This is a genomic window from Sphingopyxis sp. Soil_C_28 (genome assembly GCF_057657055.1).
The window spans coordinates 387,689-405,593 of the sequence record NZ_JBDGJE010000002.1; the positions used below are offsets into that span (position 1 = coordinate 387,689).

Sequence of the window (17,905 nt, forward strand, 5' to 3'; positions counted from 1 at the left end):
CCCCTATCCTACATTTCCCGGTCCGGATCGACCGCAAAGGCTGATACTGCCCGCGATGGGAGCCCGTCGTCTATGCCCCGGCTGGCGGGTGAGAGCCGAGCGCGGCCAGAAACCACGCCGTTCCTTGCCCGATCAGAAATCCTTGCTCACCTTGATGCCGATCAGGCGCGGGCGGATGACGTTGTCATAAAAGACACCGCCATTCGCCGTGTCGCCATCGGCGTCCCCGCACACAGTTTCGCCGCACTGGACCGCGCTGTTGATCACACCGCGGCTGTCGAACAGGTTCGTCGCGAACAATTCGGCATCCCATCCCTCGCCCTTCACGCCGATGCTGAAATCGGCGGTGGTATAGGCTTTGAAATTGCCGACGATGTCATTTTCGAGCGTGCGAAGGTCGGACCGCCGCTTGCCGATATGGTTGACCGCGAACTGGACATGGCCGTCCAGCCCGCTGATCGGGAATTCATAGCGCGCCACGGCATTGCCCTTGAATTTCGCGGTGACCGGCAGACGCGATCCTGACGGCGCGAGCAGGTCGTTACCGGGCGTCGTGCAGTCGAAGGTCGCATTGGCGACAGCGCAGAAATCGCGGCGGATCGTCGCGTCATTATAGCTGCCGCCCGCGCTGAGCGAGAAGCCGCCCGAACGATAGCTGACGTCTGCTTCGACCCCGCGGATACGCGCAATGCCGGCATTGCGCACTTCGCTCAGCCCGTTGGCGCCGAGGAAGGAGAGCTGGATATTTTTCCAATCCTGCTGATAGACTGCGCCGTTGAAGCGGACCGGACCAAAGCTGGTCTTCCACCCCAGTTCATAATTGTCGAGCGTGTCGGAGCCATAGGGCGGCAGCGAACCGCGGCGGTTGATGCCGCCGGGACGGAAGCCGCGCGACCAGGTCGCATACATCATCACATCGTCGGTGAACTTGTAGGTCAGGTTCAGCTTGTGGATGAAGTCGGTCTTTTTTGTCCTCTTGTCGAGGTTGGTGCACGGCGATCCGTTGACGACCGCGGGCCCCTGGCAAGCATAGACCGGATTGGTGCTGTAGCCGGGATTGCTGTAGCCGAAGAAGCCGACGAGGCTGTTGTCGAACTTGTAGAGGCGGCCGCCGCCGGTCAGCGTCAGCTTGTCGGTGATGTCGAAGCTGAGTTCGCCGAACGCGGCATAGTCGCGGTCGACGCGTTGCTGCTTGGTCAGCCAGATATTGTCGACGGTACCCGGCACCTGCAGATCGTCGGACAGATTGTCGATGATATAATGCTGTTCGATATTGTGCGACTGGCGCTGGTAAAACAGCCCGCCGATGAAGCGAATGCGCGCGTCGGCAGGCGACGCGAAGCGGATTTCGCCGAAGTTGCGGCGATAGCGATCGACGCCCTCGATATATTGGTTCGGGCTGATGATATCGCCCGCATTGTCATAGAGGTAGACGCCCGAACCAAAGAGCGCGTCATAGAAATAGGCATAGTCCGAATAATCGCTGTCGGTCAGCGTCTTGCGGCGCAGATGGCCGCCGGTGACGGTCAAATCCCAGTTCCCGATCTTGCCTTCGATCGTCAGCGCGGCCTGGATCCATTTGTCGTCGCCGCGTTCGGGGTTGTACTGCACCGTCTGCAGGCTGCGCGTCACCGCGGACGAACGTTCCTGCGCAAAGCTGCCGTCGGATTTCTGGATCTGGCCCATCAGCGTCGGGCGGATCGTCCAGTCGTCATCGAGCTCGATGCCGAGCGCAAGGCGTGCGCCATAGGTGTCGACGCTGTTGTAATCTTTCTCGACCAGATCGGCGTTGGTCTGCGTCACGCCGCTCGTCGGATAGGTCCGGCTGCCCGCGATATTGTCGATATAGCCCGCATCGTGACGGTACCAGCCGACGAGGCGGAGCGCCGCGCGATCGCTGAGCCGCGCATTGATAAAGCCCTCGGCAACCCCGCCGATGCCGCCGCGCGACACGCTGTTGAGTTCGAGCCCCGCCGAGCCATAGGTGCCGCTGGTATCGGGCTTGTTGGTGACCAGCTTGATCGTGCCCGCCATCGAACTGGCGCCATACAGCGTGCCCTGCGGCCCCGCGAGCGCCTCGACGCGCGCGAAGTCATAGGTGTGGATGTCGAGCGCGCCCTGAATGGTCGTGATCGGCATTTCGTCCAGATAGGTGCCGACGGTCGGCAGCGAGGTCGAATGGTTCGCATTCTCGCCCGACGCAACGCCGCGGAAATAGACCTGGCTGAACCCTGGTGCGAGCGTCTGGATCGTCACCGACGGCAGGAATTTGACGACGTCCTGGAATTCCTTGACCTGCAGCTCGTCGAGCCGCTCGGTGCCGATCGCAGTGATCGCCAGCGGGACGTCCTGCAGATTTTCTTCGCGCTTCGACGCGGTGACCACAATGTCGCGATCGTCATTCGTGTCGGCTTGCTGCGCCAGCGCCGCGCCCGACGTGCACAGGATGGTGCTGCCCAGCAGCATCGCGCCGCCCTTTGCCAGAACCGCGGTGAACTTGCGCATGAGACCCCCCTCAAATGACAGCTATATGACCGGAGCATGACGCAGTGCAGCGTAAGCGCAAGCCTTGTTGATGTGGCTTGCAGGTTGCTGGTCGAAAATGTCGTCCGCTGTTGCCCAAAGGCAACGATTTGCGGCGCAAGGTTCAGGAAAAATGGGCGGGAGCGCCGGGATATGCGTCGAGCACGGGGCCAAGCGCCTTTTTCAGCGGATCCAGCCAGGCTTCATAGGGATGCCATTGCCCGACGCCGTCGCGATTGATCGGTCGGCGAACTTGCTCGCTCGACGCCGTTCGTACGGCCCGCGCATTGCTGTGGAACGCCATGCACGCGTCTTCGAACGGCTGGCCCAGATAGGCGAGCAGCGCACGCACTTCGGCTTCGGGGTCGTCGAGCAAGGCCTCGTGAATCACGCGATGAATGCGGCCCGGCTGCACCGCGTCGATATGCGCCACCAACCGGACATAGTCGCGATAATAGGCGCCCATGTCGGACAGGCCGTAACTGAACGCCTGCCCTTTCGCATAATGCTGGCGGAAATTGGACCAGCAGCAATCGAGCGGATGGCGCCGCGCGTCGATGATCTTGGCATTCGGCAGGATCAGGCGGATGAAGGCGATGTAGAGCCAGTTGTTCGGCAGCTTGTCGATATAAAAGGGCTTGTCGGTCTTGCGCTGCACCGCGGTGCGCTGAAGGAAGGCCGCGCCCAGCTCGGCGAGCCGTTCGGCTGGTGTCTCGGCCAGCGCCTCGATCCAGCGCCGTCCATCATCGTGATTCTCGCGGCCGAGCCCGAGCGCGAGCGCGGGAATGTCGGGAAGCTCCATCGTCCCCTCGATCGCCGAATGGCTCGCGAGGATCTGCTCGATCAACGTCGATCCCGCGCGCGGCATGCCCAGGATGAAGATCGGGTCTGTCGCAGGGTCGCCCGCGCCGGCGCGCGATGCGAAGAAGTCGAGGGTGCAGGCCGCGATGATCGCATCGACCGAGGCGGTCGTGTCGGCGGCGCGATAGCCGAGCTGGCTGGCGCGGATCGCATTGCCTGCAGCATAATGGCGAAATGCGGGCTCATGCTCGGCGGCATCGTCATACGCCTTGCCGAGCGCGAAGTGCAGGTGCAGCCGGTCGTCGGCGCGCGCGTCGCTATCGGGTTCGGCCGCAACCAGCGCCGCTTCCATGGTCACCCGATCATCGGCGTCGAAGCGGATCGTCTTGAGGTTCGCGAGGCTCCACCAGATTTCGCCCAGCCCCGGATCGGCGGCCAGCGCGCGGCGATAGGCCGCGATGCTGTCGTCCTGTCGCCCGACGGTCTTGAGCAGATGGCCATAGCTCATCCACAGCTTGGCATGGTCCGGGAAACGGCGCGTCAGTTCTTCGTAAAGCGCGAGCGCCTCGTCATAACCGCCGATGCGGCCGAGCGCGGCGGCGCGCAGGTTCGCGTGCGCCGGGTTGTCGGGATCGTCGCCAAGCACCGCATCGAGCGTCTCGGCGGCGTCGGCAAAGCGGTTCTGCTTGTAATAGACGGTGGCAAGATTGGCACGCGCGGCGCCGAACCCCGGTGCGAGCTGGAGCGCGCGCGACAGCAATTTTTCGGCGTCCTCATAGCGCCCGATCCGCCCCGCGACCTCGGCGAGCATGCGGATCGCCGCAACGTCAGTCGCGTCGTCGCGCAGCCGCTGGCGCAGCGCGGCTTCGGCATCGGGAAGCCGGTTTTCGGCGAGCGCCAGCGCGGCGCCGACCATCGCCTCATCATGGATCGTTGCGCCGACCGCGGCGAGCGACGCGGCCTGCGCTTCGGCCTCGCGGTTCAGCGCGCGCAGCGCATGGGCGACCAGCCGGTGTGCCGCCGCCGATGTCGGGACCGCCTCGATGATCGCCTGTGCCTGCGCCAGCGCGGCGCCGGGCTGACCGTTCAGAAGCTGGCGGGCGTTGGCGAGCGCCTGATCATGGGTAACGGTCGCCATTCCCGCGCGTCTCAGCTTTTCGCCGCGCGTGCCTTGGCCACCGCCTGCTTCAGCCCGTCATAGCCAATCTGTCCTTGGAACAGCTGGTTGCCGACGATCCAGGTCGGGGTGGCGTTGAGCTGAAGCTGCGTTGCGATCGCGAGGTTGCTGTCGAGTTCGCGCTGGAACAAGGCTTCATTCGCGGTCGCATCGGCGGTGCCGTCGGTGACGACGCCGACCTTCGCGGCGGCGGCGGCAATCGCCGACTTGTCGAGCGATCCGCTTGCGAACATCGCGTGGTGAAAGGCATCATATTTGCCCTGCCGCGCGGCGGCGAGCGCCATCAGCGCGGCGTCACGGCTTTGCGGTGCGATGATCGGCAGCTCGCGGAACACGACCTTGACGCGGCGGTCTTCGCGGATCAGCCGGTCGACGTCGGGCACGCTTGCGCGGCAGAAACCGCACGCATAGTCGGTGAACACCACCAAAGTGACGTCGCCGTCGGCGTTGCCCGCCCATGCACCGGCATAGGGCTTCTCAAGCGCGGGGCGGATCGCGTCGATGGCCTTGGCGATTTCCCGCCCACGCTGCGCTTCGAGCGCCTCGGGAATGATCTGCGGGTTCGCCTTGATATAGTCGGCAACGATGGTTTCGACCTCGCTCTTGCTCATCCCGCCGCCGAGGCGGCCGCCGAGCCAGAAGGCGGCCGCGAGCAGGACTATGCCGCCCAGCGCGAAGCCCCATGTGCGTGTCGAAACGCCGTCCATCCCCATCCCCTTTACCTGCGGCAAACGTTGCGCGGCCATCGCCTTGGTTGCGGGCTTTTTTGGCACCGGCTGGACGAGCGGCGAGCGGTCGTCGCCTTCGACTGCCGCGGGCTTGGCCGCCGCGGCGATCGCGGCGTCGCTTGTGAACAGCGGCAGGTCGGGCGCCCCCGGCTCGGCCTGACGCGCGGCGGCTTCCTCGCGTGCGAGCAATTGTGCGAGGCCCGAAGGGGGCGCCGCCGGCTCTTCGTGCGGCGCGGGGCGCAATTTGGTCGCGGCATCGCCGATGCTGTCGCGAAGGCTTTCCGAACCTGCCTTGGCCATATTGCCAACCCCGGCCCGGGTCTTGTCGGCGACTTCGCCAAGCCCACGCCCGGCGTCGCTCGACAGCTTCCGGGCCTTGTCGCCGAGCGCCATCTTTTCCCATGCCTCGGCGCTGGCCTTGGCGGTGGCGCGTCCGGCCTGCGCCGATCCGCGCCCGGCGGCGCGCGCGGCGCGCGCGGTCAGTGCCCCGGTTCTGGCTGCAAGGTCGCGCGAGCGGCGCGGAATTTCCATGGCTTCGACGCGTGCGGGAATATCGGCGCGGTCGCCGACGCGGATCGTCCAGTCGGCAAAGGATTCGGCGCCATCGCGCAGCGCCCGCCAGAATCCGGCGGCGCCCGCCTTCAGCTGGCCAGACGTGACCGCCGGTTTGCGCACCGGCTTTTCCTCAACCGAATAGCGGGAAAGGTCGATACCAACGGGCGGCGTTTCGCGCGGTTTCGCCAATCCTTCGTCGTGCGACGCGGGCGGCAGCGGGGCTGCACCGGGCGTCGGTGCGGGGTCGCGCAGCCATGGCTGGTAATAATCGTCTTTTTTATCGGTCACTTGTCGCCCTCGAGCATCACGGAATTGCGATGCGTCGCCCCCGTCTTCATCCGAATTCCCGTCTTCACCCGAATCTAACGCCGTTTACGCTCGCGTTCCACCTCGGCGCGAGCCACCAGCGAAATATCCTGTGCACGGATCCAGTCGGGAGACTCTTGGGGCAGGCCCTGCATCGCCATTTCGGCATTACGCAGCGCGAGCGCCGACTGTCCACCCTCCAACTGATATCGTTCCGCCGAGGCGAGCGCGGCGCGCGCCTGATCGCCCTTGTTCGCATAGACGATGCCAAGCTGGTACCAGGCGAAGGGGTTCTGGTTGTCGAGCGCGACCGCGGTTTTCAGCACCTCTTCGGCCTCGGCATAATTTGCCGGATCTTCGGTCGCGATCAGGGCGTGGCCCAGCGTCGCGCTGATCAGCGGCTGCGACCGCGACAGGCTGACTGCCTTGCGCAGCGCCGGGATCGCTTCCTTGGGCCGTCCCGATTCGAGCAGCACCTGGCCTTCGAGTTCGAGGAAATAGGGGTCGTTCGGATTGGTTGTGAGCAACCCCTCGACCTCGGTCAGCGCCTTTTGCGGATAGGCACTTTTGTGCCAGGCGTAGGCGCGGGCATAGCGCGCGGGAATGCTGCTGTTGCTTTCGGGGAATTTGCGCAACGTGCGGTCGGGGTCGGCCATATAGCCCGACAATTTCGCCTTGATCCGCTGGAACCGTAGCTCGATCGCCGGATCGGCTGGTTTCGTCCAGGCCGGATCGATCACATAAACCTCGCGCAGCGATTGGATGCGATCGCCCGACATCGGGTGGGTCCGGCCATAGGCCTGATCGTCGTCCTGCTTGATTCCATAGCGGAACTCGAGATTCTGCAATTTCTTGAAAAAGGCGAGGCTGCCGCGACCGCTGATCCCGGCCTTCGACAGATATTGCGCACCCGCGGCGTCGGCGGTCGATTCCTGGACGCGGCTGAAGGCGAGGAATTTGCCGAGCGCAGCCTGCTGGCCCGCCATCATGACACCCATGCCGGCCTCGCCGGCGCCCGCCGCGATCGCCGCAGCGCCGAGCAGCAGGCTGAGCAGCGAAATGCCCGTCGCCGCCTTGGCGCCTTCGTTGACGCGGATCGCGTGCCCGCCCATCACATGGCCCAGTTCGTGCGCCAGCACGCCCTGTACCTCTTCGGCGCTATCGGCGGCTTCGATCAGCCCGCTGAACACATAAATGTCCTGGCTGCCGGCAACGAACGCGTTGATGCTGCGGTCGCCGAGAAGATGGACGCGCACCTGTCCGGGCTTGAGCCCCGCGGCGACGAGCAGCGGGTCCATCATGTCCTGAAACAGTGCCTCGGTTTCGGCGTCGCGCAGGATCGACTGCGCCATGGCCGGGCGCAGCGCGATCGCGAACATCGCAAGCAATGTCAGGGTGATACGGAAAAACGGACGCCAGGCGCCCGCAGAGAAAGCAATGGGTTTCGGCGGGGTCATCGCCGCGTTTCTTGTCTCGCGCGCCTGAACCTCAACTGAAGCCATCATGGCTTGGTCGGAGCCCAGGCGCGCGGGGACAAAAGATCGGGTCAATTGGTGCCCGACCGGCATGGCCGATTAATTGCCAAATGTGCGCTGCCACCAGCCGCGGCGTGGTTCGCCGTCGGGGCCTTCGCCTTCACCGTCCTCGTCGCCATTGGCGGCGACCGGTTCGGCCTCGCGCGTCGTGGCGGCTTCGGGAGCAGCTTCGGCGGCGACGGCCTTCTTGGCGCGGCTCGCACGTTTTTTCGGTGCAGGCTTGGCCGGTTCGGCTTCGACCTCGGGCTCTGCCTCGGCGACCGCTTCGACAATGGGTGCCTCGACGGCTTCCACTACCGTTTCAGCGGCTTCCGCTTCGGCTGCAGCCTTGGTCTTGCGCGGTACGCGCTTGCGCTTCGGCTTTTCCTCGGCAACCGGGGCTTCCTCGGCTACCGGCTCGGCGGCTTCGATCACCTCTGCCGGTGCAGCGTCGGTCTCAACGACAGCTTCATCACCGGCATCACCCGCATCGACCTTGGGCTTGCGGCCACGGCCGCCACGACGGCGGCGCGGCTTGGCTTCGGTTTCCTCGGCCTCCACCGCTTCGCTTTCGGCGTCTGCCGGTGCAGCTTCGCCTTTGCCTTCGTCGGCAGCTTCGCCGTCGGCGCCTTGATCTTCGGCGCCTTCGGGGATTTCATTGCCATTCTCGTCACGACGGCCGCGACGGCCGCGACGGCGACGGCGACGACGCTTGCGGCCCTCACCATCGGTATCGGCTTCCTCGCTATCGCGTTCGCGCGGCTGGCGGGCAGGACGATCTTCGGTGCCTTCCTCTTCGGCGGCTTCTTCCTCATCCTCGTCCTCGGGATAATCGTCGTCCTCATCCTCGATCGGCGCGATCGGGGCAAAGCTGCGACGCGCGATCGGCGGCGGACCGCTGACCTCGACCGCCATGCGCGCGCCCTCGGTCTCGCCGTCGGGCAGGATCTCGACGGTGACGCCGTAAAGCTCCTCGATCTCGCGCAGTTCGCGGCGCTTTTCGTTGAGGAGGTAGAAGGTCGCTTCCTGGCTCGCGCGCAGCGTGATCTTGTTGCCCTTGCCGCGTGCGGCTTCCTCTTCGATCAGGCGCAGCGCGCTGAGGCCCGCCGACGAGGCGGTACGGACGAGGCCGGTGCCTTCGCAATGCGGGCACGGGCGCGTCGAGGCTTCGAGCACGCCGGTGCGCAGGCGCTGGCGGCTCATTTCCATCAGGCCAAAGCCCGAGATGCGGCCGACCTGAATGCGCGCGCGATCGTTCTTCAGCGCATCCTTCATCGCGCGCTCGACCTTACGGACGTTCGAACCATGATCCATGTCGATGAAGTCGATCACGACCAGCCCGGCCATGTCGCGCAGGCGCAGCTGGCGGGCGATTTCGGCCGCGGCCTCGAGGTTGGTGCTGACCGCGGTCTGCTCGATATTATGCTCGCGCGTCGAACGGCCCGAGTTGATGTCGATCGACACCAAGGCCTCGGTCGGATTGATCACCAGATAGCCGCCCGATTTCAGCTGGACGACCGGATTGAGCATCCCGGCGAGCTGGTCCTCGACGCCATAGCGCTGATAGAGCGAAACCGGGTCGGCATATTGCTTCACGCGCCGCGCGTGGCTCGGCATCAGCAATTTCATGAACTGCTTGGCGGCCTTGTAACCCTCGTCGCCCTCGACCAGCACTTCCTCGATATCCTTGTGATAGATATCGCGGATCGCGCGCTTCACCAGGTCGCTGTCCGAATGGACCAGCGCCGGGGCGCTCGATTCGAGCGTCTTTTGGCGAATTTCGTCCCACAGGCGGGCGAGATAATCGAAGTCGCGCTTTATCTCGACCTTGGTGCGGCTCATCCCGGCGGTGCGGACGATGCAACCCATCGTCGGCGGCAGCGCGAGTTCGTCGATCATCGCCTTCAGCTTGCGGCGATCGGCGCCGTTCGAAATCTTGCGGCTGATCCCGCCGCCATGCATCGTGTTCGGCATCAGCACGCAATAGCGGCCGGCGAGCGACAGATAGGTGGTCAGCGCGGCGCCCTTGTTGCCGCGTTCTTCCTTGACGACCTGGACCAGCATCACCTGACGGCGACGGATGACGTCCTGAATCTTGTAACGACGGCGCAGCGACATGCGGTTTTCGCTGTCTTCGTCGTCGTTGCGGCGGCTGCGACCGCGACCGCCCTTGCGGTTGTTGTTGCCGCGTCCACGTCCACGGCCCCGGCGGTCGCCGCGGCCGTCCTTGTTTTCTTCCGAACCTTCGCCGCCCTCGTCGCCTTCGCCATTTTCGGCGTCGCCATCGTCGTCGCGGTCGTCCCCGTCATCATGGTCGTCCCGATCGTCGCGGTCGTCGTCGCGATCGGCGCGGCTGTCGCCATTGTCGTCTTCGTCGTGATATTCGACGTCGGCGACATCGCCTTCGAGTTCGTCGAGGTCTTCCTCTGCACGCTGCGCGGCGGCGGCGGCGTGCTCGGCCTCTTCGCGCAACAGCGCTTCGCGGTCTTCCTTCGGAATCTGATAATAATCGGGGTGGATTTCGCTGAACGCGAGGAAGCCGTGGCGGTTGCCGCCATATTCGACGAATGCCGCCTGAAGCGACGGTTCGACACGGGTTACCTTGGCCAGATAGATATTGCCCTTGAGCTGCTTGTGCTCAGCGGACTCGAAATCAAACTCCTCGATTCGGTTTCCCTTGGTGACGGCGACCCGGGTTTCTTCCCGGTGCCGCGCGTCGATCAACATGCGCGTGGTCATTAGTTACACTCCAAGCGCGCCTTAGCGCGCCATCAAAAAATCCCGCGACCCTCCCCAAGGGAAAGCCGCGGCGGATACGGGTGAAAAGAAAAAAGACGTTATTGCCGTGGGGGGCCTGCGTCCGGTTCTGGACGCGCATGCGGTCTTCAAATCCGGCGACGGCCGGGGCGAAAGCGCCCGCGTCGGGATTCAAAGAGGGCATGGCAAGCCTCATGCGGCATCAACCTGTTACGGGGTGAGCGGGCGGACGGGGCGGGCATGGTGCGAACGCCCCGGCTGTCCGGTCAACCGGGTGGACTGACGGCAGGTCGCCCTTCCCCGCATGTCCGGCACCAAGGCGGCCATGATCCGCAGATTCGCGGAGCAGGCCTTCCCCTCAAAAGGCCGGACGGCACCGGGAACGACACCGTCAGTGATGGCGTGCTAGCATCGGCATGTGCCCACGGCAACCACAACCACCGCACAAAGATAGGACGGCGGGCATGTGTTGCAAGAAAACCTGCGGCATCGAACATACTGAATCGACTGTTAACCCTGCCGGTTGACGGCCATTTGACCCATGATGGCTAATGCAAGGTTCACGACATTCTGTCGCCGGGGGCCTCATGTTTTTCAATAAGCGCTGGACCATTATGCGCATCGAGCGGCATAGACGCGCCATGAGCCTGCTGCTCGTCCTGCTTGGCATGATCGCATCCCCTTCGGCAGCGCTGGCGGGGCAGATCGGCGCGGTCGAAATTACCGATTCGGACATCATCCTGCGTTTCGACGGCCTCGTTGCCGGTGCGTCGTCCTTCGTTCTTGCGGGCCCCGATCGCATCGCGCTCGACATCGCGGGCGCGCAGGCGGGCGGCTCGCCGCAGGCCGCAAATGCGCGCGCCGGACTGGTGCGCGCGGTGCGGCAGGGGCAGCCGAACGCCGATACCACGCGTATTGTCCTCGATCTGGCGCGCCCCGCCATCGTGTCGGGCGCGCATTTTGCCGCCGACGGACGCAGCCTGACCTTCAACCTGCGTCCGGTGTCCGCGGACGAGTTCGAACGCGCATCGCGCGGACCGCGCGCGCAGTTGCAGCCGCCTGCGGGTTTTCGCGCCAAGCGGCCCGAGAAACGCTACAGCGTGACCGTCCCGATCGGCAAACCGAAGCCCGCGGTCGCGCTGCCGCGGATCGAAGGACCCGGCAACAGCCGCCTGCCGCTCGTCGTGATCGACGCGGGCCACGGCGGGCACGATCCTGGCGCGATCAGCCCGCATAGCGGCAAGCGCGAAAAGGACATCACTCTTGCGCTCGCGCGCGCGATCCGCGCCGATCTGCTCGCTTCGGGCCGCGTGCGCGTTGCGCTGACGCGCGCCGACGATCGCTTCCTCGTGCTCGAAGAACGCTTCGGCATCGCGCGGCGGCTGAAGGCCGATTTGTTCATTTCGGTCCACGCCGACGCCGCCGAGAATGAAACCGCCAACGGCGCGTCTATCTATACCTTGTCCGAAGTCGCCTCCGACCGCGAGGCGGCGCGGCTGGCGGCGCGTGAAAACAAGGCGAATATCATCAATGGTGTCGACCTCGGCGCGCACAACGGCGATGTCTCGGCGATCCTGCTCGACCTCACCCAGCGCGAGACAATGAATGTTGCCTCCGACTTCGCGCGGCTTCTCCAGCGCGAGGCGTCGGGCGACGTCAAATTCCGGACCACCGCGCACCGTTTCGCGTCGTTCATCGTGCTGAAGGCGCCGGACACTCCGTCCGTCCTGTTCGAAACGGGCTTCATTTCGAACAAGAGCGATAGCGAGTTCCTCGCGTCGTCCGCGGGCCAGAAAAAGGTTGCGCGCGGGGTGCGTGACGCGGTGCAGATCCATTTCGCACGGCAGATCGCGGCGCGCTGATAATATAGTCTTGACTAACTTTTCTGTTGCAGACAGCCTTGCCGGGCTGGCTGTGGGAGAGAGGCATGGCGTGGAGCAACTGGTCGGGTAGCGTCAGCGCGAACGCCGCGTTGGCACGGCCGCAAAGCGAGGATGAACTCGCGGCGCTCGTCCGCAGCGCGCACAAGCTGCGCGCCACCGGCGCCGGGCACAGCTTCATGCCGCTCTGCGAATCGGGCGAATTGATCGTGAGCCTCGACGATATCGCGGGCGCGATTCACATTGCCGCGGACCGCCGGACCGCGCGCATCCCTGCGGGCTGGAGCATCCGCCGGCTGACCGCCGCCCTGTGGGAGGAAGGGCTGGCGCTCAGCAATCAGGGCGACGTCAATCCGCAATCACTCGCGGGCGCGATGGCGACCGGCACCCATGGCACAGGCGTCGATCTCGGTTCGCTTTCAACCTTCGCGCGCGGTTTCCGGCTGGTCGGCGCCGACGGAGAGGCACGCTGGTGCGATGCCGACACCAACGCCGACCTGTTCCAGGCGCAGCGCCTGTCGCTCGGCCTGTTCGGTGTCGCGACCGAGATCGAGGTCGCGGTCGTGCCCGCCTTTCACCTCGCCGAGCGGATCGAAAAGCGTCGCTGGGCCGAAGTGCGCGAAAGCTATGACGAGCTGACGCGGCAGCATCGCCATGTCGAATTCTGGTTCTTTCCGCACAGCGACCATGTGATCCTGAAAACGCTCGACCCGTGCGATCCGTGCGACCGGCCGCCAACCACGACCGATATGGAGGAGGCGACCTTTCGCCGCATCCTCGACATCTCGGCGCGCCTTCCCTTTCTCACGCCTCTGTTGCAGCGGCTGATGATGAAAAGCGGCATTTCAGGCCGCCGCCGCGGCCCCGCGCACAGCATCTTTCCCTCCGACCGGACGCTCCGTTTCGAGGAGATGGAATATGAAATGCCGCGCGCCGCCGGACTCGAAGCATTGGAAGAGGTCGTCGGCTGGATCCGGCGCGGGCGTCTGCCCGTCACCTTCCCCTTCGAATATCGCGTCGTCGCGGCCGACGATATCTGGATGAGCCCGATGAACGCCGGACCGGTTGCGGCAATTTCGATGCACCAATATGCCAAAATGCCTTGGCAGAACCTGTTCGCCGACGCCGAGGCGATCTTTCGCGGGGCTGGCGGCCGGCCGCATTGGGCCAAGCGTCATGCCCTGAATCGCGCCGATGTCGCGGCGCTCTATCCGATGGCGGGGCGCTACACCGCGGTGCGCCGCGCCGCCGATCCGCACGGAAAATTTCTCAACCCCCATCTGGAAAGCCTGTTCGCATGACGACCGACCGTGAATTGCACGACCATCTGATCGGCCGGCAGGGATCGCGCGCCGATCTCAACACGCCGGTCCTCGTCCTCGACGTCGACGCGCTCGACCGCAATATCCTGGCGATGGCGGCGCTTGCGGCCGGCCATGGCGTCGCGCTCCGCCCGCATGCGAAAACGCACAAGAGCGTCGATATCGCGCAGCGTCAGAAAGCGGCCGGAGCGGTCGGCATCTGCTGCGCGAAGATCGGGGAGGCCGAGGTGCTGGCCGAGGGCGGCGTCACGGGCATCCTCATCACCTCGCCGGTTGCCGCCCCTGCCGCGATCATGCGCCTCGCCGCGCTCGCGGCCCGGGCCGACGGGCTGATGGCGGTGGTCGATCATCCGGACGTCGCCCGGCGCATCGACGCGGCGCTGGCGGTTAGCGAAACAAGGCTCGATGTGATCATCGATATCGATCCCGGCATCGCGCGCACCGGCGTGGCGTCGGCGGAGGCCGCGGTTGCGCTGGCAAGGGCGATTTCGAAGTCGGCGAACCTCGAATATCGCGGCGTGCAATTCTATTGCGGTTCACAGCAGCACATCGAAAGCTATGCCGATCGCCGGGCCGCGATCGTCGAGCGCACTGCCTATCTACAGCAGGTCATTGCCGCGCTGATCGACGCCGGCTTCGTGCCGGGCATCGTCACCGGATCGGGCACAGGAACGCACCGGATCGACCTTGAACTGGGTGTTTTTACCGAGCTTCAGGCGGGCAGCTATGTCTTTATGGACAAGCAATATCTGGATTGCGACCTTGTTGGCGACGGCGAACCGCCGTTCGAGGTCGCGCTGGCGGTCGACGCGCGCGTCGTCAGCGCCAACCACAGCGGCCTCGTCACCATCGACGCGGGGTATAAATCGCTGTCGACCGACGGCGGCGTTGCGGTGGTTCAGCGCGGCGCGCCCGAAACCGCCTTTTTCGCGTTCATGGGCGACGAGCATGCCGCGCTGATTGCGCCCGAAATCGGAACGCAGCTCCAACCCGGCGATCCGGTCAGCCTGACGGTGCCGCATTGCGACCCGACGGTGAACCTCTACGATCATTATCATATCGTGACGGGTGGCACGCTCGTCGACATCTGGCCGGTCAGCGCCCGCGGTCGCGCGCGGTGACGCTCGCCGCCCGCCGACCGCCGCAGCAGGCGCGCGCGCGCCAGACGCAAGCCCGCCTGCTCGACGTCGCGGGCGATTTGCTGGCAGAGGTCGGAATCGAGCGCATTTCGACCAATATGATCGCGGCGCGCGCCGGGCTGACCCCGCCCGCGCTCTATCGCTATTTCGGCGACAAATATGCGGTGATCGAGGCGCTCGGGCGGCGGATGATGGAGCGCCAGAATGCGGTGCTCGAGGCGTGGATTGCGCGTCATGCGCCGGCCGGAATTGCCGCCATGGCGGACCATATCGGCGACCTGTTGGCTGAAAATGCCGCGGTGACGCGCGCCGAACCGGGGGCGGTGTGGATCTTGCGTGCGCTGCACGCGTCGCCGCAACTCGTTCATGTCCGGCTCGAATCGCATCGCCATGTCACCGGCCGGCTCACCGACGCTTGTGCGCTGCACTTGCCCGCCATCGACCGCGACGCCTTGTGGTCGCGGCTGCGGCTCGCGGTCGAACTCGGCTTCGCGGCCGACGAAATGCTCTATGAGGAAGACCGTGTTTCGGCGGGCGCGGTGCTCGCCGAAGTCGCGTCGATGTTGCGCCTGGCGCTGCTCGACCTGACCGGAAAAGTCTGATCGCGCGCCTCGCCGCAAGCATGCTTCCCTTTCGGCGACACAGGCTTTAGAGGCGGGGCATATGGCCGCTGACAGTCCGCCCGATTTCCGCCTGCGCCTGCGCCTGCGCCGCGACAGCAATGCCGTCATCGCATGGCTGGGCGCTATGTGGACACGGCGCTGGTTCCGCTGGCTCGGTTATGCTGCGCTCGCCGGCATCCTCTTCCTCGCACTGGTCTGGGTGCTGTTCGCACGCAACCTGCCCTCGGTCGACCAGTTGCGCGATTACGAGCCGCCGCTGCCGACGATGGTTCGCGACGGCGAGGGCAAGCCCGTTCACAGCTATGCGCGCGAACGGCGCGTGCAGCTCGAATATAGCGAATATCCGCAGCTGCTCGTCCGCGCCTATCTGGCGGCGGAGGATCGCACCTTCTTCAGCCATGGCGGCATCGACTATCCCGGCATCGTCAGCGCGATCATCACCAACCTCAGCAACAGCGGCCGTCCGATCGGCGCCTCGACGATCACGCAGCAGGTTGCGAAGAATCTGCTGCTGACGAACGAGGTCAGCTATACGCGCAAGATTCGCGAGGCGATCCTGGCGACGCGTATCGAGGATGCGCTGACCAAGGAACAGATTCTCGAGCTCTACCTCAACGAAATCCCGCTCGGCCGCCGCAGCTTCGGGGTGCAAGCCGCGAGCCGCGCCTATTTCGACAAGGACGTCGACCAGCTTCAGCTGCACGAAATGGCGTTCCTCGCGATCCTGCCCAAAGCGCCCGAAACCTATGGCCGCACCCGAAACGCTGAAAAGGCGATCGGGCGGCGCAATTTCGTTCTCGACGAAATGTTTCGCAACGAATGGATCACCGCGGCGCAGCGCGATGCGGCGAAAGCGATGCCGCTCGGTCTCACCGACACCGGCAACCGCGCGATCGCGCAGGTCGGCGGCTATTATATGGAAGAAGTTCGGCGGCAATTGATCGGCCAGTTTGGCGAAACCGCCGACAAGGGGCCGCACAGCGTCTATGCTGGCGGCCTGTGGGTCCGCACCGCCTATGACGGAAAGATGCAGGCGGCGGCGGCCAATTCGCTGCGCCGCGGCCTCATCCGTTACGATGCGGGCAAGGGCTGGTCGGGACCGATCGCGACGATCGAGGCCGACGACCAGTGGCAAAGCCGCCTCGCGTCGAGCTTCATCGGCATCGATTACGACGGCTGGCGGATCGCCGCGGTCATCTCCAAATCGGCGGGCGCGGCGCAGATCGGCTTTGCCGATGGCACGACCGGCACGCTTCCCGCGGGTACTGCGACCTTGATCTATCGCAAGACGGGCGGCAGCGCCTTCTCGGCGATGCGCCCGGGCGACCTGATTGCGGTCAAATCGACCGGCGGCTCGTCCTATGGTCTTCGCAATATTCCCGAGGTGTCGGGCGGCTTCATGGCCGAAAGCCCGCATTCGGGCCGCATCTATGCGATGCAGGGCGGCTTCGATGTGCGCCTGTCGCCATTCAACCGCGCGACGCAGGCCGAACGCCAGCCGGGTTCGACGATCAAGCCCTTCGTTTATGCGACCGCGCTCGACAATGGCATGACGCCTGCGACGATGATCGTCGACGGGCCCTTCTGCGTTTATCAGGGCGCCAGCCTCGGCAACAAATGCTTCCGCAACTTCGGCGGTAGTGGCGGGTCAGGCGAACATACGATGCGCTGGGGCCTCGAACAGTCGCGCAACCTGATGACGGTGCGCACCGCGAGCCAGGTTGGCATGGAACCGATCGTCGAAACGATCCAGACGATGGGGATCGGCAATCACGAGCCCTATCTGTCGACCGCGCTCGGCGCCGGATCGACGACGGTCGAAAAGATGACCAACGCCTTTGCGATGCTCGCGAACCATGGCCGCGAGCTGAAACCGCGCGTGATCGACTATGCGCAGGATCGCCGCGGCAAGGTGATTTTCCCAACGAACTGGAAGCCGTGTGAGGGCTGCAACAAAAAGGATTGGGACGGCCGGCCGATGCCGCGCTTTGCCAAGTCGGGCAAGCAGCTGATGGATCCGATGACCGCCTATCAGGTCGTCCACATGCTCGAAGGCGTCGTCCAGCGCGGCACCGCGGTACGGCTGCGCGATCTGGGCGTGCCGATTTTCGGCAAGACCGGCACGACCTCGGGTCCGAAGGACGCCTGGTTCGTCGGCGGGACGCCCGATGTCGTCGCGGGCGTCTATATCGGCTTCGACCAGCCGCGGAACATGGGCGGCTATGTACAGGGCGGCAGCATGGCCGCGCCGATCTTCAAGCAATTCTTCGAAGAATCGCTCGCCGACAGCCAGCCGATTCCTTTCACGGCGCCGAAGGGCGTGCGCATGGTGCGAATCGATCGCCAGTCGGGGCGCCGCGTCTATGGCAGCTGGCCGGGCAGCGATCCGAAGGCCGCGATTATCTGGGAAGCGTTCAAGCCTGAAAGCGAACCGCGCCGGACGATCCGCGAAGAGGAAATCAAGCCGATCAAGACGCAGCGGCGGGCGACCGGCGGTGCAGCGCAAAAGGGATCGACCGGACGCACCGACAGCGACTTCCTCGACGACCGCGGCGGCATCATCTGACGCCGCGCACCGCC

10 protein-coding genes are annotated in these 17,905 nt (G+C 65.1%); 5 read left to right on the forward strand and 5 right to left on the reverse strand.

Going from position 1 to position 17,905, the window contains the following annotated elements; all coding sequences use genetic code 11:
* Window positions 1–132: 132 nt before the first annotated feature.
* From AC3A43_RS10015 to AC3A43_RS10035, 5 genes are all read right to left on the reverse strand, one after another.
* On the reverse strand, window positions 133–2,505 hold the full coding sequence (locus AC3A43_RS10015; protein WP_487792398.1) for a TonB-dependent receptor: 2,373 nt from the start codon (window positions 2,503–2,505) through the stop codon (window positions 133–135).
* A 142-nt stretch (window positions 2,506–2,647) separates the two neighbouring features.
* On the reverse strand, window positions 2,648–4,462 hold the full coding sequence (locus tag AC3A43_RS10020; protein ID WP_487792399.1) for a tetratricopeptide repeat-containing sulfotransferase family protein: 1,815 nt from the start codon (window positions 4,460–4,462) through the stop codon (window positions 2,648–2,650).
* A gap of 11 nt (window positions 4,463–4,473) precedes the next feature.
* A complete protein-coding gene (locus AC3A43_RS10025) occupies window positions 4,474–6,072 on the reverse strand; it encodes a DsbA family protein (protein ID WP_487792400.1) in 1,599 nt (532 codons plus the stop codon).
* 74 nt (window positions 6,073–6,146) lie between these two features.
* On the reverse strand, window positions 6,147–7,547 hold the full coding sequence (locus AC3A43_RS10030; RefSeq protein WP_487792401.1) for a M48 family metalloprotease: 1,401 nt from the start codon (window positions 7,545–7,547) through the stop codon (window positions 6,147–6,149).
* A gap of 117 nt (window positions 7,548–7,664) precedes the next feature.
* Window positions 7,665–10,343 carry an Rne/Rng family ribonuclease gene (locus AC3A43_RS10035; protein ID WP_487792402.1) on the reverse strand — a complete coding sequence of 893 codons (2,679 nt, stop codon included), beginning with the start codon at window positions 10,341–10,343 and terminating at the stop codon, window positions 7,665–7,667.
* 659 nt (window positions 10,344–11,002) lie between these two features.
* Here AC3A43_RS10035 and AC3A43_RS10040 point away from each other — a divergent pair.
* From AC3A43_RS10040 to AC3A43_RS10060, 5 genes are all read left to right on the forward strand, one after another.
* Window positions 11,003–12,223, forward strand: coding sequence for an N-acetylmuramoyl-L-alanine amidase (locus AC3A43_RS10040; RefSeq protein WP_487792403.1), 1,221 nt, complete (start codon window positions 11,003–11,005; stop codon window positions 12,221–12,223).
* A 65-nt stretch (window positions 12,224–12,288) separates the two neighbouring features.
* On the forward strand, window positions 12,289–13,542 hold the full coding sequence (locus AC3A43_RS10045; protein WP_487792404.1) for a D-arabinono-1,4-lactone oxidase: 1,254 nt from the start codon (window positions 12,289–12,291) through the stop codon (window positions 13,540–13,542).
* Window positions 13,539–14,684: a DSD1 family PLP-dependent enzyme gene (locus AC3A43_RS10050; RefSeq protein ID WP_487792405.1), complete on the forward strand. Its 1,146-nt coding sequence runs from the start codon at window positions 13,539–13,541 to the stop codon at window positions 14,682–14,684. The genes AC3A43_RS10045 and AC3A43_RS10050 overlap by 4 nt, the downstream gene beginning before the upstream one ends.
* Window positions 14,681–15,304, forward strand: coding sequence for a TetR/AcrR family transcriptional regulator (locus AC3A43_RS10055; RefSeq protein WP_487792406.1), 624 nt, complete (start codon window positions 14,681–14,683; stop codon window positions 15,302–15,304). Before AC3A43_RS10050 ends, AC3A43_RS10055 begins: the two co-directional genes overlap by 4 nt.
* Window positions 15,305–15,365: 61 nt before the next feature.
* On the forward strand, window positions 15,366–17,891 hold the full coding sequence (locus tag AC3A43_RS10060) for a penicillin-binding protein 1A (RefSeq protein ID WP_487792407.1): 2,526 nt from the start codon (window positions 15,366–15,368) through the stop codon (window positions 17,889–17,891).
* The last annotated feature ends 14 nt before the right edge of the window (window positions 17,892–17,905 follow it).

Coding starts and splice junctions, on each gene's coding strand:
- AC3A43_RS10015 (WP_487792398.1), bottom strand. CDS start 2,505: ATGCGCAAGTTCACCGCGGTTCTGGCAAAGGGCGGCGCGATGCTGCTG.
- AC3A43_RS10020 (WP_487792399.1), bottom strand. CDS start 4,462: ATGGCGACCGTTACCCATGATCAGGCGCTCGCCAACGCCCGCCAGCTT.
- AC3A43_RS10030 (WP_487792401.1), bottom strand. CDS start 7,547: ATGACCCCGCCGAAACCCATTGCTTTCTCTGCGGGCGCCTGGCGTCCG.
- AC3A43_RS10035 (WP_487792402.1), bottom strand. CDS start 10,343: ATGACCACGCGCATGTTGATCGACGCGCGGCACCGGGAAGAAACCCGG.
- AC3A43_RS10040 (WP_487792403.1), top strand. CDS start 11,003: ATGAGCCTGCTGCTCGTCCTGCTTGGCATGATCGCATCCCCTTCGGCA.
- AC3A43_RS10045 (WP_487792404.1), top strand. CDS start 12,289: ATGGCGTGGAGCAACTGGTCGGGTAGCGTCAGCGCGAACGCCGCGTTG.
- AC3A43_RS10050 (WP_487792405.1), top strand. CDS start 13,539: ATGACGACCGACCGTGAATTGCACGACCATCTGATCGGCCGGCAGGGA.
- AC3A43_RS10060 (WP_487792407.1), top strand. CDS start 15,366: ATGGCCGCTGACAGTCCGCCCGATTTCCGCCTGCGCCTGCGCCTGCGC.